Source organism: Pseudomonas sp. HTZ2, assembly GCF_033173945.1.
Taxonomy (GTDB): domain Bacteria; phylum Pseudomonadota; class Gammaproteobacteria; order Pseudomonadales; family Pseudomonadaceae; genus Aquipseudomonas; species Aquipseudomonas guariconensis.
Genome location: NZ_CP137332.1, coordinates 599,702 through 614,242, shown reverse-complemented (window position 1 = coordinate 614,242; position 14,541 = coordinate 599,702). Strand labels below are relative to the sequence as shown.

Below are 14,541 nucleotides of genomic sequence, written 5' to 3'. Positions count from 1 at the left end.
GATAGCACTGCGCGGGGCTATCCGATGACGTCTTCAGACCAGCCGGGGCGACGTCGGTTCAACGTCAGCCGCCAAAAAGCGGCAACCCGGATGCCGGACAGGCGAACGCCCCTCGACACCCGGGAGTGAAGGATACAGTGATTAAAGGAAGATTAAAGATGAAATTGGCCTCGCTTATTTCATCTCCTTATATAAGAAGCGACCTACAAGTCCAATCGCTGGCAAGCCAGCCCCCGCACGAACGATGTCGCGTTCGCTTCGTCTCGATTACCCACGTCCGGGAGCACCGCATACGAGAGCTGGCTTGCCAGCGATTGGAATGGAAATCCTGCGTCGTCCGCTTCGTGGATTGCACCCCGAAGCGGACTGACCAGATTATCGAGGCTTCACTCCAGCGCCGCCGCCGGCCCGAAGAATTCGTAACGGCTTTGCTGCTCGGGCACACCCAGGTCCTTGAGGTGGCGCTTGACCGCCGCCATGAAGCCTTTCGGGCCCAGGAAGTAGGCATCCACATCACGCTCGGCCGGCAGCCACTGGCCCAGTTGCTCCTGACTCAGCACCCCGACCGCGTCGGCCTCGCCCTTGCCGTCCTGCTCGGCATAGCAATAGAAGCGTTTGAGCTGTGGATGACGCGCCGCCAGGCCATCGATCCAGTCACGGAAGGCGTGCACCGCCCCGTTGCGCGCGCAATGGATGAAATGCACCGGGCGTTGCGTCTGCAAGGCGGCCTGGAGCATCGCCAGGGTCGGCGTAATGCCTACGCCTCCGCTGATGAGCACCAGCGGCTTGTCGCTGTGCGTCAAGGTGAAATCTCCGGACGGCGGGAACAATTGCAGGGTCTGGCCGACCTGCAGTTGCTGATGCAGGTAATTGGACACCTTGCCACCGACTTCACGCTTGACGCTGATGCGGTACTGCTCGCCATCGCACAGGGCCGACAGTGAATAGTTGCGGCGCTGCTCGACACCGTCGATGAACAGCTGCAGGCCGATGTACTGGCCAGGCTCGGCTTTCAGGACCGGATTGCCATCCACCGGTGCGAAATAGAAGGAGACGATCTCGCTGCTCTCCTGCTCCCGACGCACCAGACGAAACTCACGGGTACCGCGCCAGCCACCGGCCGCTTCTTCTTTCTGTTTATAGAGGCTTTCCTCGGCGCCGATCAGGATATCGGCCAATTGCCCGTAGGCCGCGCCCCAGGCAGCGATCACCTCAGCGGTGGCGATGTCCTTGCCAAGGACTTCCTCGATAGCGCGCAGCAGGCAGCTGCCGACGATCGGATAATGCTCGGGCAGGATCTGCAAGGCGACATGCTTGTTGATGATCTGCCCGACCAGACCACCGAGTTGCTCCAACTGGTCGATGTGGCGGGCATACATCAGCACACCGTTGGCCAGTGCGCGCGGCTGATCGCCGCTGGCCTGGTGGGCCTGGTTGAACAGCGGGCGCACTTCGGGGTACTCGCTGAGCATCATCTTGTAGAAATGCGTCGTCAGGGCCTCGCCACCGCTTTCGAGCAGCGGGACAGTGGCTTTGATGATTGCGCGTTGTTCGGCATTGAGCATTTGGTACGACTCCTGAGCCTAGGGCTTGAACTGGTCTGCCCTCGGTATTTCATCAACCGTGCCAACTTCTGAGCCCAGTGTTTACGAGGTTTTCAAGCAATGCGAGTCAAAACGACACCAATGCGCGTATAGTCATAACGACCAACAGGAGTCCATATGACTACACGTCCTCTGCTCACCACCCTGCTCCCTCTGGTCAGCGATCTATCCCGTGATCTTCCGGACCAGGAGCGCTATCGCCGCCTGCTGCAAGCCATGCGCAACCTGCTGCCATGCGATGCAGCCGCCCTGTTGCGCCTGGATGGCGAATGGCTAGTGCCGCTGGCGGTCGATGGCCTGTCGCCCGATACGCTGGGTCGACGCTTCAGGGTCAGTGAACACCCGCGCTTCCAGATCCTGCTCAGCCGTCCCGGCCCGACCCGCTTCGCCAGCGACAGCGAACTGCCCGACCCGTACGACGGCCTGGTCAACGCGCCGCATGCCGACCTGCACGTGCACGACTGCATGGGCTGCCCCTTGATGGTCGATGAACAACCCTGGGGCCTGGTCACCCTCGATGCCCTCACGCCCGGGCGTTTCCAAAGCCTGGAACTCGAGTCCCTGCAAGCCTTCGCCAGCCTCGCCGCGGCCACTGTCACCGTGGCCGAGCGCATCGAGGACCTGGCCCTACGCGCCGAGGATGAACACCAACGCGCCGAGGTCTATCGCCAGGCCAGCGGGCAAGCCAAAGAGCTGATCGGTCAGAGCAAGGCGCACAAACGCTTGCTGGAAGAAATCCGCCTGGTCGGCGGCAGCGACCTGACTGTGCTGATCACCGGCGAGACCGGTGTCGGCAAGGAGCTCGTGGCCCAGGCCCTGCACCAGGCCAGCAACCGCGCCCACAAACCGCTGATCAGCCTCAACTGCGCCGCCCTGCCCGACACGTTGGTGGAGAGCGAACTGTTCGGCCACGTGCGCGGGGCTTTCACCGGCGCCCATGGCGAGCGGCGCGGCAAATTCGAGCTGGCCAATGGCGGCACGCTGTTTCTCGACGAGGTGGGCGAACTGCCCCTGACAGTACAGGCCAAGCTGCTGCGGGTCCTGCAAAGCGGGCAGTTGCAGCGCCTGGGCTCAGATCGCGAGCACCAGGTCGATGTGCGCCTGATCGCTGCCACCAACCGCGACCTGGCCATGGAAGTGCGCAACGGCCACTACCGCGCCGACTTCTACCACCGCCTGAGCGTCTATCCGCTGCAGGTCCCGCCGCTGCGGGAGCGCGGCCGGGATGTGTTGCTGATTGCCGGATACTTCCTCGAGCAGAACCGCTCCCGCCTGGGCCTGAACAGCCTGCGACTGAGTGCCGACGCCCAGGCCGCCTTGCTGGCCTACGACTGGCCTGGCAACGTGCGCGAACTTGAGCATCTGATTGGCCGCTCGGCACTCAAAGCCCTCGGCCAGCATCCCGAGCGTCCTCGCATTCTGACCCTGGAAGCCAGCGACCTGGACCTGCACACCGCCCTTGTGCCCCACCACGCCCCCACTCCTGCCCCGGTTCAGCCACTGCTCAACCTGCCCGACGGTGGCTTGCGCGAAGCGGTGGACGCATATCAACGGCAGGTGATCGGCGCTTGCCTTGAGCGCCACCAGGACAACTGGGCGGCAGCAGCGCGCGAGCTGGGGCTCGATCGCGCCAATCTCAGCCGCCTGGCCAAGCGCCTGGGGTTGCGCTGACCCTTGCGCCCAGTCCCGCCACCGCGAAACGACCTTCGGCGCCCAGATTTACCCGCGAAAGGGTCAACGCAGGCGATACCTGCCCAGGCAACGCCTGCGATTGACCGCACCGTGACCTAAAGCCTGGCCCCAACAGGCCGATAACCCGGCATCCTCCTTTTATTACCGACAGACTCGAAGGTTGCCCATGGCCACGCAAAACGCCCGTGCGGACTCGTTGTCCCTGCTGCTGTTCACCTTGCGCAGCGGCAAGCTGATGGCGATCAACCTGCTCAAAGTCAGCGAGATCATCCCTTGCCCGCCGCTGACCCGCCTGCCGGAATCGCATCCGCACGTCAAAGGCGTGGCGACGCTGCGCGGCAACCCGCTGTCGGTGATCGATCTCTCCCGCGCCATCGGCGAGCAGCCGTTGGCCGACCCGTCCGGTGGCTGCCTGATCGTCACCGAGATCAGCCGTTCGCGCCAGGGCCTGCATGTGCAGGCGGTGAGCCGCATCGTTCACTGCCTGAGCACCGACATCAAGCCGCCCCCCTACGGCTCGGGCAACCGCTCGTTCATCACCGGCGTGACTCGGGTCGACAACACCTTGGTGCAGGTGCTGGACATCGAAAAGGTCATCCACGCCATCGCACCGCCCGAGCCAGAACCGCACCCAGGCGAACTCAGCGAGGAAGACGCCAGCCTGCTGGCGGCCGCCAACATTCTGGTGGTGGATGACAGCCAAGTGGCTTTGCAGCAGTCGATCCATACCCTGCGCAACCTGGGCATCGAATGCCACACCGCACGCAGCGCCAAGGATGCGATCAACGTGTTGCTGGAACTGCAAGGCACCGAGCGGGAAATCAACATCATCGTCTCGGACATCGAGATGTCAGAGATGGACGGCTACGCCTTCACCCGCACCCTGCGGGAAAGCCCGGACTTCCAGCATCTCTACGTACTGCTGCACACCTCGCTGGACAGCACCATGAGCGGCGAAAAAGCCAAGCTGGCCGGCGCCAACGCGATTCTCACCAAGTTCTCTTCGCCCGAGCTGACCGATTGTCTGGTGGTGGCCGCGCGGGCCGTGGTCTTTGCCGAGCACTGATATAGTCAGCGACAATTTCCCTGGCTTGCTGCCCGGGACGACTCGGGCATAATTCGCGCCCTTCGGTTGTTTTGTTGCCGGTACCTTGTATGAAGTTTCTCAGCACCCTTCTGATCGCCTGTGTCCTCGCCAGCGGCATGGCCCAGGCTTCCAGCAGTCAAGCCTGGAATGAACAACGCCAACAGATGCTCAAGGGCTGCCTGGCCGCCAGCCAGCTCAAGGATGCCCATGCACGCGGCAAACCCGCGGAGTTCGACGACCAGGTGGGCTACAGCGTCCTGCTGATCGAGGGCATCTACCCGCAAAAGCACATGCAGCAGCGCACCGGCACCGAGCTGTGCCTGTATGACCGCCAGCGTCACCAGGCCTTCGTCAGCGAATGGAGCCCAGGCGCGCCGTGAGCGACAGCATTCGTTTCGCCTGCACCGGTTGCGGCAAGTGCTGCACCGGCCATCATGTGCCGCTGACCCTGGACGAAACCCGCCAATGGGCGGCCAACGGCGGCCAGGTGGTGGTGCTGATCGAAGGGTTCGTCTGCGACGGCCCCGGCATGCCGGCAGAACAACGCGACCATGTCCTGCGCCGGGCCTACCCGGTTGTCTGCGGCACGGCCCGGCTGCACGTGTCGGTGACGTTCGCCGCCTTCAACCCGGGCCGTTGCCGCAACCTGGACGACAACGACCTGTGCACTATCTATGAGACCCGCCCGTTGGTTTGCCGCATCTACCCGGCCGAAATCAACCCGCACCTGCCCCTGCGTCCGGAAAACAAGGACTGTCCGCCCGACGCCTGGAGCCAAGGCCCTGAACTGATCCACGGCCAGTCATTGGTGGACCCGCACCTGCGCGCCCTGATCGAAGCCTCGCGCCAGGCCGACCGTGACGACATCGCCGCCAAGGTGGCCCTCTGCCAAGCCTTGGGCATGACCACCAGCGCTCTCAAGGGCAACGGCTTCACGGCCTACCTGCCCGCCATGGACGCTTTCGCCGCGGCCTTGGAACGGCTGCCGGCCGACAACCAGGCGCCCTGGACCTTGCACATCGAAGCCCCGCCCCTGATGCACGAGTTGGCCGCACTCGGTCTGTCGACCACCGCCGAACCGCCGCTCTACTACGCCTTCATCGGTTTCTGATTCACTGGCAACGGCGCCAGAACTCATCAGCCAGACGCCGCAGGTCCATGGCGAGGTCCGCCACGTCGGTCGCATTGGCATGGCTGCGCTGGCCGACATCGACCGTCGCTTCGCTGGCCTGGCGGATGCTGATGATGTTGCGGTTGATGTTTTCGCTCACCTGGCTCTGCTGCTCCACCGCAGCGGCAATCTGCAGACTCATCTCATTGATCTGGTTGACCCGTGCGCTGATGCCATCGAGCGCACCGCTGGCCAGTTGCGCTTGCTCGACGCTGTGCCCGGCGTGGCTGCTGCTCTGGCGCATCACCTGCACCGCGGCACGAGCCCCGTCCTGCAGCGTGCCGATCATGCGCTGGATCTCGTGGGTCGATTGCGTGGTGCGCTGGGCCAGGCCGCGCACCTCGTCGGCCACCACGGCGAAACCTCGGCCCTGATCGCCCGCCCGGGCAGCCTCGATGGCTGCGTTGAGCGCCAGCAGGTTGGTCTGCTCGGCGATCCCCCGGATCACGTCAAGCACTCCGGAAATATCACTGCTGTGCTGCTCCAATTGATGGACTGCATCACTGGCTTCGACCAGCGACCCGGCCAGGTCCTGGATCGCGCAGCGATTGCGGTCCACCACTTGATGGCCGGCCTGGGTTTCATCTTCGGCTTGGTTGGCGGCCACGGCCGCCAACTGCGCACTGCTGGCCACCTGGGCGACACTGGCGCTCATCTGGTGAATGGCGGTGGCCACCTGGTCCGCCTCTTCCTGCTGCTCCAGGCTGTTGGCATGGCTGACCTCAAGCGCCTGCACCAACGACCCGGAATGCCCGGCCAGGCGTGCCGAGGTATCGCCAATGCGCCCCACCACCGCACCCAGCTGGGCCTTGAGCATGCGCATGGCGAATTCGATCTGGCCAATGGCATCGCGCCGCCCGGTGTACAACTGCTGGCTCAGCGGGTTGTCGGCAATCGCCAAGGCCTGCTGGCGCAAGCGCTCGAAGGGACGCAGCTGCCAGATCAACAGCGCACTGCTAGCCCCGGCTGCAAGCATGATTTCCGCCAGCGAACGCCACACCGGCACACCCTGCCAGCCATGTCCGACGCCGACCACCAGCGCTAGCGCCGCTGCGACGCCCAACGACAGCCGCAGTCCCAGGCCGAGCACCGGCAGGCGCGCGCGCCAGTTACGCCGCCCTTCGCGCAGTTGTCGATAGCAGCGCTCGGCCGCCGCCACCTGCTCAGCGCTGGGCCGGGTGCGCACCGACTGGTACTCGATGGTTCTGCCACCGCTGCTGATCGGCGAAACGAACGCACTGACCCAGTAATGGTCGCCGTTCTTGCAGCGATTCTTCACCAACCCCATCCAGGAGCGCCCAGCCTTGAGCGCCCCCCACATCTGTTCGAACGCCTCGGGCGGCATGTCCGGGTGGCGCACGATATGGTGCGCATGGCCCAACAATTCATCGCGAGTGAACCCACTGATTCGCACGAAATCGTCGTTGGCATAGGTGATCCGGCTGTCCAGATCAGTGGTGGACAGGATGTTGGCATCGCCGGGGTAATCCACTTGGCGACCGGTAACAGGCAAATTGCACTTCATCGGAGGCACTCGTTGTTGTTGTGGGGAAAATCGGCAGGGCGTTCGACTCTAGGGCCAATGACTGACAAAACATTGATCCAGAGCAGCATATTGGCAATTGGCCACCAACCACCTGAAACCGATGGGGCTGTCAGCCTTGATGGACAGCAGGGGGCGCTTTTTCGTTTGCAGCGCGCAGGGCGGCAACACCTTCGGCATTTTGCCTGCCGGACGCTCAAGGACGCTGGTTTGCGCGTTGGATCCTAGCGTTTTCGCCGCCAATCATTACTTTTTGCGTAACAGTGCTTATCCAACTTCAGCCTGTTTCTACATGGTTGAAGGGACTAACTTATGCCTGTCCTCGTTAACACTTGCATCGCAAGAAGGTTGTTTTAAATGTCCAACAGTATGGGTGTTGCCAGCGTTTTCATTCTGTCTTCCCTGTTGTTGTCGCCTCTGGCCATGGCTGAAGAATCGCCGGCCTTCGCTGCCCGTAACGCAGAACTTGCAGTTGTCCATCAACAGGCTCGCGAAGCCTATGCCGCGCAGAAGGCAGATGCTACCAAAGACGTACAGCAGACCGCTTCCAAGGCCGTCGCCGACGACAGTGCCGATAGCTGATCGACTGTTTTCCGCTCCTGTTTTTTCCCTTGGCTCTCACACGGGCGCCCCGTGCGCCAATATGTTAGCCTTTCAAAGCCGCTGCCGATCAGCGGCTTTTTTTATGTGCCAAAACTATCAGTCAGGCTGTTGCGTACATAACAAGAAACTTGCATTCCCCAAAATAACAACGACCCCACCGCCAGATCAAAGGAGCTCGTACCGGTGCCTTCCGCGTTTCGTTTTACCCCGCTGTTCGTTGCATTGACTGCAACGATGCCGTTCGCTGTCCAGGCCGATGAAGACAAGGCTGATGGATTCATCGAAGGTTCTTCCCTGAACCTGCATTTTCGCAACGCCTACTTCAATCGCAACAACCTCAACCCCGCAGAGCGCGACCTGCGTGAATGGGGCCAAGGCTTCGTTGCGCGCTTCGAGTCCGGCTATACCCCCGGCGTGATCGGCGTCGGTGTCGATGCCCATGCCATGCTGGGCCTGAAGCTCGACGGCGGTGGCGGCCACTCCGGCACCAGTATCCTGCCCAAACACGTACAAGACGATGGCGAACCGGGGGCAGCCCCGCACTCGTTCTCCACTGCAGGCGCGGCGGTCAAGTTCAAGGCCTTCGACACCGAGCTCAAGGCCGGTGACCTGTTCCTCACCAACCCGGTGATCGCCGGTGGCGAGTCGCGCATGCTGCCGCAGACCTTCCGCGGCGTGAGCCTGACCAACACCAGCATCGACGGCCTGCTGCTCGAAGGTGGCCAGGCCAGCTTCACCAAGCCGTACAACCAGAGCGGGCATCGCCGCATCGATACCTACTACGGCAGCCTGGATGATGGCAGCAAAAGTGACCACCTGACCTGGGCCGGGCTGTCCTGGAGCGGTACCGAGAACGTCACCACCAATCTCTATGCCGCCGAACTGAAGGACATCTGGAACCAGTACTACGTCGACTTCGACTACACCTATGTGGTCAACGACCTGGTCAGCCTCAACCCGGGCCTGCACTTCTATCACACCCAGGACACCGGCCAGGCACTGCTGGGCAACATCGACAACAACACCTACAGCCTGCATTTCACAGTCAATGCCGGCTACCACAGCATCACGGCCGCCTACCAGCGCGTGAACGGCAACACGCCGTTCGACTACATCAACCTGGGCGACAGCGTGTACCTAGACAACTCGCGCATGTATTCGGACTTCAACGCGCCCAACGAGCGGTCCTGGAAACTGCAGTACGACTACGACTTCACCGGCCTCGGCTTGCCCGGCCTGAGCACCTCGCTGTCGTACTCGCGCGGTGAAGCGGACCTGACCAAAGCCGACCAGGACACCACCCACTACGCCTACTACAATCCTGAAGGCAAGAACGCCATGCACTGGGAACGCGACCTGGACGTGAAGTACGTCTTCCAGGAAGGCAGCCTCAAGGACCTGTCGGTGCTGTTGCGCTACGCCAGCCATCGCGGCAGCCAGGGCTATGCCGCCATTGATGGCAACAGCGACAACGATGAAGTCCGGGTGATCGTCGACTATCCGTTGAACATCTTCTGACCTAAAGACCTGGCGAGGGCTTGGCCCTCGTTCGCCGCGCAAGCCCGCACCTGCAGAGGACACCGTAGCCTCTGTGGGAGCGGGCCAGGCCTGCGATAGGCCGTACAGCGGCCGGCCTCGTTTTTCCGTCGAACGAATCTTGTCCGACAATCCTGGCTTCCCTAGAATACCGCCGCCGCATAATGGCCCCGCCTGTGCAGTAGCGAACATGCCCACCCGATCATCGCGCTTTACCCTGTACAGGTCGCACCCCGAACTGATCCTCAACCTGGGCAGTTGCCTTGCCGTGCTCGCCATCGTGGCGATCGTCAGCTACCTGCTGAGCCGCGAACGCGACAGTGTCGAACAATCGGCCAAACGTTCCTCCAGTAACATCGTCCAGCTCATCGAAAGCGATATCCTGCGCAACGTCGAACTCTACGACCAGACCCTGCACGGCCTGATCTGGGCGGTGAAGCACCCTGAACTGCTGGATACCTCGCCTGAGCTGCGCCAACAAATCCTCTTCAACCAGACCTTCGCCGCCCCCGTACGCGGCGATATCCTCTGGGTCGATGCCCAGGGCAAGGTGCTCGGTGACTCGCTCAGCATGCCGCCAAGGCAAGGAGATCTGAGCGACAGCGTTGCCTTCAAGGCCCATCGCGACCGCCCGGGCCTTGGGTTGTTCATCAGCCCGCCGTTCAAAGCGCGTCTGGGGGATCTGGATTGGTGCATCAGTTTCAGCCGGCGCATTTCCGGCCCTGATGGCGAATTCGCCGGCATCGCCTCCGGTGCCCTGCGCCTGTCCTATTTCAGCGAGCTGTTCGAACGCCTGGACATCGGCAACGACAGCAGCATCAACCTGCTTAACACCGAAGGGCAGTTACTGGCCCGCCAGCCCTCCCGGGCGCAAGACCCGATGATCGGCAGCAATTACCGCGAACGGCCCAATTTCCAGCGCATCCTCAGCGAACGCAGCGGCAGTTTCACCGCGCGCTCCGGGTCGGCCGGCACGCCGCATATCTATACGTTCGCCCGGGTCGCTGACCTGCCGTTGATCGTTCTGGTGGTGGACTCGGCCGAAGAGGTGTTTCAGTCCTGGCGACGCACTGCGATCCTGGTCAGCGTAGCGACCGGCATGCTGTGCATCGGCATTCTTTGGCTGATCTTACTGCTAGGCCGCGAATTGCGCCGGCGTCACGAAGCCGAACAATGCCTGGCGACTCTGGCGGCCACCGACAGCCTCACAGGCTTGGCCAATCGCCGGCATCTCGATCAGGTGCTGCGACAGGAATGGGCGCGGGCCCAGCGCAATCGTCAGCCGCTGGCCATTCTCATGGTGGATGTTGATCACTTCAAAGCGTTCAACCAGCGCCACGGCCATGCCGGGGGCGATCATGCCCTGCGTGAAGTCGCCCATACGCTCGAACACTGTATTCGCCGCCCGGCGGATCTGGCGGCGCGGTATGGTGGGGAGGAATTCCAGGTGGTGCTGCCGGAGACGGATTTGGCCGGTGCGCGCCTGCTCGCCGAGCGCATCCGCGCCCAGGTCGAGGCGCTACCGACTTTCGCAGGCGACGAACGACCGGTGACCGTCAGCATTGGTATCGGCGTGCACGTCCCTGGCACCCAGCAGGACCTGACGGGCCTGCTGGGCAGCGCGGACGAGGCGCTCTACAGGGCCAAGGCCAACGGCCGCAACCGTGTCGAGGGCCCGGAGCTTTAGGACCGAGCGCGCGCGGCGTCGCGCAGCGCTTTGACCTGGTCATGGTTACGCTGCACACCTTGCAGCTGCTTCTCTACCAACGCGTAGGTCTGGTCGCTGGCGCTGCGGCCGAGCTTGACCAGTTTCTCGCGGGCGTCCTTGTAGGCCTTGAGCGCGAAGTCCTCGCCGCGCTCGACCTCGTTGAGCACCGCTTCCTCGCTCTTGCCGGTCAGCATGGACTTCAAGTTGACCCAGCCCCGATGCAGGTCGCCACTGAGGCTTGTAGAGGTTTCCGGGTCGCCGCCCAGACGACGCACCTCGCTCTGCAGCTCGGCGGCAGCGCTGGCGCATTCACCGGCGCGTTGCACGAAGAATGCCTTCAACTCGGTATTCTTGACGTCTTCGGCCGACTCTTTGAACCCCTTTTCGCCGTCCTTGCTGTACTCGATCAGGTCGTTGAGCACATCGATCACGTCGTTGTTTGGATGACTCATGGCGCGAACTCCTTGGCAGGTGATAGTCACTTGGAATGGAGCAGGCATCGTGCCAAATCGACAAAAAGGATAATTCTTCGTTAATTCAATGAGTTACGAAACCGTGGAGCAACACCTTGGGCGGCGTTCTGCATGATCGCCGCTTGGGTGTTCATGCAGTTTGCAGTATGGTCGGCGCTTTGTTCGGTAAGGGCTGGCGATGAAACCTGAAACCCTGCAGCTGCTGGTCACCCGCACCATGCCCTTTGGCAAGTACCAAGGTCGCCTGATCGCCGACCTGCCCGGCGACTATCTGGCATGGTTCGCCCGCAAGGGCTTCCCGCCTGGCGAGTTGGGTGGACTGCTGGCTTTGATGCATGAGATCGACCACAACGGGCTGGGTGAACTGCTGACGCCGTTGCGCCAGAAACACCGCCGCTGAATCGCCTGGGGCTGCGCTACGACCTCAGGCTCGCTTTCTTCAGCCCTTTGCCGGCGCCACCGCCAATTCCACACGCTCGCCCTTCTTGATCAGTGCATACACCACCGCCGTCAGCAGGCTGCCCGCCAGGATCGCCAGCAGGTAAAGCAACGCATGGTTGATCGCGTTGGGGATCAGCAGCACGAACAGCCCGCCATGGGGCGCCATCAGCTTGCAGCCAAAGTACATCGACAGCGCCCCGGTCAGCGCGCCGCCCGCGACACTGGCCGGGATCACCCGCAGCGGGTCCTTGGCGGCAAACGGAATCGCGCCCTCGGAGATGAAGCACAGCCCCAGGGCCAATGCCGCCTTGCCCGCCTCGCGCTCGCTCTGGGCGAACTTGCGCCGGGCCAGGAAGCTGGCGATGCCCAGGCCGATCGGCGGCACCATCCCGGCGGCCATGGTCGCCGCCATCGGTGCATAGCTGGACGAGGCCAGCAGCCCCACCGAGAAGGCGTAGGCCGCCTTGTTGATCGGACCGCCCAGATCCACGCACATCATGCCGCCCAGCAACAGCCCAAGCAGAATGGCGTTGGTGGTGCCCATGCTGTCGAGAAAGCGCGTCAGGCCTTCGAGCATCGCCGCTACTGGCTGGCCGACCACGTAGATCATCACCAAACCGGTGAACAGACTGGCCAATAGCGGAATGATCAGGATCGGCTTGAGCGCCTCGAGGCTGCTCGGCAGACGCGCCCAGCGGCTGATGGCCTTGGCGCTGTAGCCGGCCAGGAAGCCTGCGATGATGCCGCCGATGAAGCCCGCCCCCAATGTGCTGGCAAGCAGACCACCGATCATGCCCGGCGCCAGCCCGGGGCGGTCGGCGATGGACCAGGCGATATAGCCGGCCAGCAGCGGCACCATCAGCTTGAATGCCGCCTCGCCGCCGATCTGCATCAAGGCCGCTGGCAAGGTGCCAGGCTCCTTGTAGGCCTCGATGCCGAAGACGAACGACAAGGCGATCAACAGGCCACCGGCCACCACCATCGGCAGCATGAACGACACGCCGGTAAGCAGGTGTTTGTAGACGCCGCTCTTCTCGCTTTTCTTCACGGTCTCTGCGGCAGCCTCCACCCCTACCTCGACCTTGCCTTCGGCCAGGGCCTTGCCGAGGATGGTGCGCGCCTGCTTCAACGCGATGCCAGTACCGCAGCGGTAGATGCGTTTGCCGGCAAAGCGCGCCGTGGGCACTTCGATGTCGGCGGCCAGCAATACCACATCGGCGTCGGCGATGGCCTCGGCTGAGAGCGGATTGCGCGCCCCTACCGAGCCTTGGGTTTCCACCGTCAATTGATAGCCCAAGTCCTTGGCTGCCTGTTGCAACGCTTCGGCGGCCATGAAGGTGTGGGCCACACCGGTGGGGCAGGCAGTGACAGCAACGACCCTCGGCAGCGTACCGTTCGCCGTGGGCACCGCAGGCGTCTGCGCCTCCAGCACTTGGGCCTGGGCCGCCGCCTCATCCAGGAAACGCTCCCGATCGGCCAGGGCCTGGGCCGGTGTGCTGCGATAGACCCGCTTGCCGACGAAGCGCTCCAGATCCACAGGGCCAATGCTGACCACCAGTACCCAGTCGGCCTCGGCGATCTGCGCCGGACTCAAGCGCCCCTCGGCACGTTCGACATCCTGCACCTCGACCACGGGGTTCCAGCCGCGTTGCCGGGCGGCAGCCGCCAGCAAGCGCGCGCTCAGAACGCTGGACACCTGGCCGTTGGGGCAGGCGGTGATGATGGCGATGTTCATCGGCAACCCTCTTGTTGTTCTGTCAGTTGCACAGCGTTTTCCAGGCGCGCCAGCTGTTCGCGATCGCGAATCCCAAAGCCGACCTGAGTGACCGCCTGAGCGGCGATGGCCGTGGCCCGGCGTAGCGTGTGCTCGCGCGGCTCATCCAGCAGCAGGCCATGGACCATGCCCGCGACCAACGAATCACCAGCGCCGACAGTGCTGGCCACCTGCACCTTCGGCGGTCGCCCATGCAGGGGTGGCCGATCGTGGGCAAACCAGCTCAGGCCCTGCTCGCCTTGGGACACCACCACGTGCTCGACGCCGCTGGCCAGCAGCCGCTCGGCAGCCAGGCGCTGGGCTTGCGCAGTGTCCACCTTGGCGCCGAGCGCCTCGCCCAGTTCCTCGGTGTTGGGCTTGACCAGCCAGGGCCCGACCTGCAGGCCGACACGCAAGGCTTCGCCGCTGGTGTCCAGGGCAATCTTCAAACCCTGCTGCTTCAGTTGCAGCAGTAGCTGATGGAACCACTGCGCATCGACACCTCGGGGCAGACTGCCGGCCACCACCACAGCATCGTGCCCCGCCGCCACCTGTTCCAAGCGACGAAGCAGGGCAACACGGGCCGCCTCGTCAACTTCCGGTCCTTGACCGTTGATATCGGTGACCCGGCCATCGGCCTCGACCAGCTTGATGTTGCTACGGGTCTCGCCCGGCACCCGGACAAAGCAGTCGGCAAAGCCGCGCCAGGCGATCAGCGCCTCGAACGGCTCGATATTGTCGCGCCCCAGAAAGCCGCCCACAGTCACGCTGTGGCCCAGGTCGGCCAGGACCTGGGCAACGTTCAGCCCCTTGCCCGCGGCATGGCTGTGCTGGCTGTGGCTGCGATTGACATGGCCGGGGCGCAGGGTGTCCAGGCTGACGGTGATGTCGAGCGCCGGGTTCAGGGTAAGGGTGAGGATCTTGGCCATT

The 14,541-nt window shown here is 63.3% G+C and carries 12 protein-coding genes and 2 pseudogenes; 8 read left to right on the top strand and 6 right to left on the bottom strand.

The features are described 5' to 3' along the window. Window positions 1-386: 386 nt before the first annotated feature. The gene (gene hmpA / locus R6G97_RS02865; protein WP_197853177.1) at window positions 387-1,565 is read right to left on the bottom strand and encodes an NO-inducible flavohemoprotein; all 1,179 of its coding nucleotides are present in this window, start codon (window positions 1,563-1,565) and stop codon (window positions 387-389) included. Window positions 1,566-1,721: 156 nt separating this feature from the next. Here hmpA and norR point away from each other — a divergent pair, with 156 nt between their 5' ends. The 4 genes from norR (at window position 1,722) to R6G97_RS02845 (ending at window position 5,494) form a co-directional block, all read left to right on the top strand. Further along, window positions 1,722-3,275: a nitric oxide reductase transcriptional regulator NorR gene (gene norR / locus R6G97_RS02860; RefSeq protein ID WP_102081230.1), complete on the top strand. Its 1,554-nt coding sequence runs from the start codon at window positions 1,722-1,724 to the stop codon at window positions 3,273-3,275. A 187-nt stretch (window positions 3,276-3,462) separates the two neighbouring features. Continuing rightward, window positions 3,463-4,362 carry a chemotaxis protein gene (locus tag R6G97_RS02855; RefSeq protein WP_043208024.1) on the top strand — a complete coding sequence of 300 codons (900 nt, stop codon included), beginning with the start codon at window positions 3,463-3,465 and terminating at the stop codon, window positions 4,360-4,362. 89 nt (window positions 4,363-4,451) lie between these two features. Further along, window positions 4,452-4,763, top strand: a complete 312-nt coding sequence (locus tag R6G97_RS02850) for a hypothetical protein (RefSeq protein ID WP_043208021.1) — start codon at window positions 4,452-4,454, stop codon at window positions 4,761-4,763. After that, the gene (locus R6G97_RS02845) at window positions 4,760-5,494 is read left to right on the top strand and encodes a YkgJ family cysteine cluster protein (protein ID WP_197853179.1); all 735 of its coding nucleotides are present in this window, start codon (window positions 4,760-4,762) and stop codon (window positions 5,492-5,494) included. Before R6G97_RS02850 ends, R6G97_RS02845 begins: the two co-directional genes overlap by 4 nt. Before the next feature lies 1 nt (window position 5,495). Here the strand turns inward: R6G97_RS02845 and R6G97_RS24875 are convergent. Together R6G97_RS24875 and R6G97_RS24870 are read right to left on the bottom strand one after the other, a co-directional pair. Continuing rightward, a pseudogene (locus R6G97_RS24875) lies at window positions 5,496-6,488 on the bottom strand (methyl-accepting chemotaxis protein); the annotation flags it as partial. A 309-nt stretch (window positions 6,489-6,797) separates the two neighbouring features. Then, window positions 6,798-7,079, bottom strand: a pseudogene (locus R6G97_RS24870) (PAS domain-containing protein); the annotation flags it as partial. Between the two features lie 375 nt (window positions 7,080-7,454). On the opposite strand from R6G97_RS24870, the gene R6G97_RS02835 reads away from it, so the two are divergent. The 3 genes from R6G97_RS02835 (at window position 7,455) to R6G97_RS02825 (ending at window position 10,923) form a co-directional block, all read left to right on the top strand. Next, window positions 7,455-7,679, top strand: coding sequence for a hypothetical protein (locus R6G97_RS02835; protein WP_102081226.1), 225 nt, complete (start codon window positions 7,455-7,457; stop codon window positions 7,677-7,679). A gap of 204 nt (window positions 7,680-7,883) precedes the next feature. After that, window positions 7,884-9,218 (top strand): OprD family porin, encoded by a 1,335-nt coding sequence (locus R6G97_RS02830; RefSeq protein WP_043208015.1) that lies wholly within the window; start codon window positions 7,884-7,886, stop codon window positions 9,216-9,218. A 208-nt stretch (window positions 9,219-9,426) separates the two neighbouring features. Beyond that, window positions 9,427-10,923, top strand: a complete 1,497-nt coding sequence (locus R6G97_RS02825) for a GGDEF domain-containing protein (RefSeq protein WP_317847767.1) — start codon at window positions 9,427-9,429, stop codon at window positions 10,921-10,923. Here the strand turns inward: R6G97_RS02825 and R6G97_RS02820 are convergent. Beyond that, window positions 10,920-11,396, bottom strand: coding sequence for a ferritin-like domain-containing protein (locus R6G97_RS02820; protein ID WP_043208011.1), 477 nt, complete (start codon window positions 11,394-11,396; stop codon window positions 10,920-10,922). The two genes, R6G97_RS02825 and R6G97_RS02820, sit on opposite strands and share 4 nt — an antisense overlap. 199 nt (window positions 11,397-11,595) lie before the next feature. Here R6G97_RS02820 and R6G97_RS02815 point away from each other — a divergent pair, with 199 nt between their 5' ends. Next, window positions 11,596-11,817: a DUF3820 family protein gene (locus tag R6G97_RS02815; protein ID WP_070577002.1), complete on the top strand. Its 222-nt coding sequence runs from the start codon at window positions 11,596-11,598 to the stop codon at window positions 11,815-11,817. A gap of 39 nt (window positions 11,818-11,856) precedes the next feature. Here R6G97_RS02815 and R6G97_RS02810 read toward each other — a convergent pair whose 3' ends face one another. Both R6G97_RS02810 and pfkB read right to left on the bottom strand, forming a co-directional pair. Further along, window positions 11,857-13,593 (bottom strand): PTS fructose-like transporter subunit IIB, encoded by a 1,737-nt coding sequence (locus R6G97_RS02810; protein WP_317847766.1) that lies wholly within the window; start codon window positions 13,591-13,593, stop codon window positions 11,857-11,859. Continuing rightward, window positions 13,590-14,540 (bottom strand): 1-phosphofructokinase, encoded by a 951-nt coding sequence (pfkB, locus tag R6G97_RS02805; protein ID WP_102081223.1) that lies wholly within the window; start codon window positions 14,538-14,540, stop codon window positions 13,590-13,592. The genes R6G97_RS02810 and pfkB overlap by 4 nt, the downstream gene beginning before the upstream one ends. Window position 14,541 lies beyond the last annotated feature (1 nt).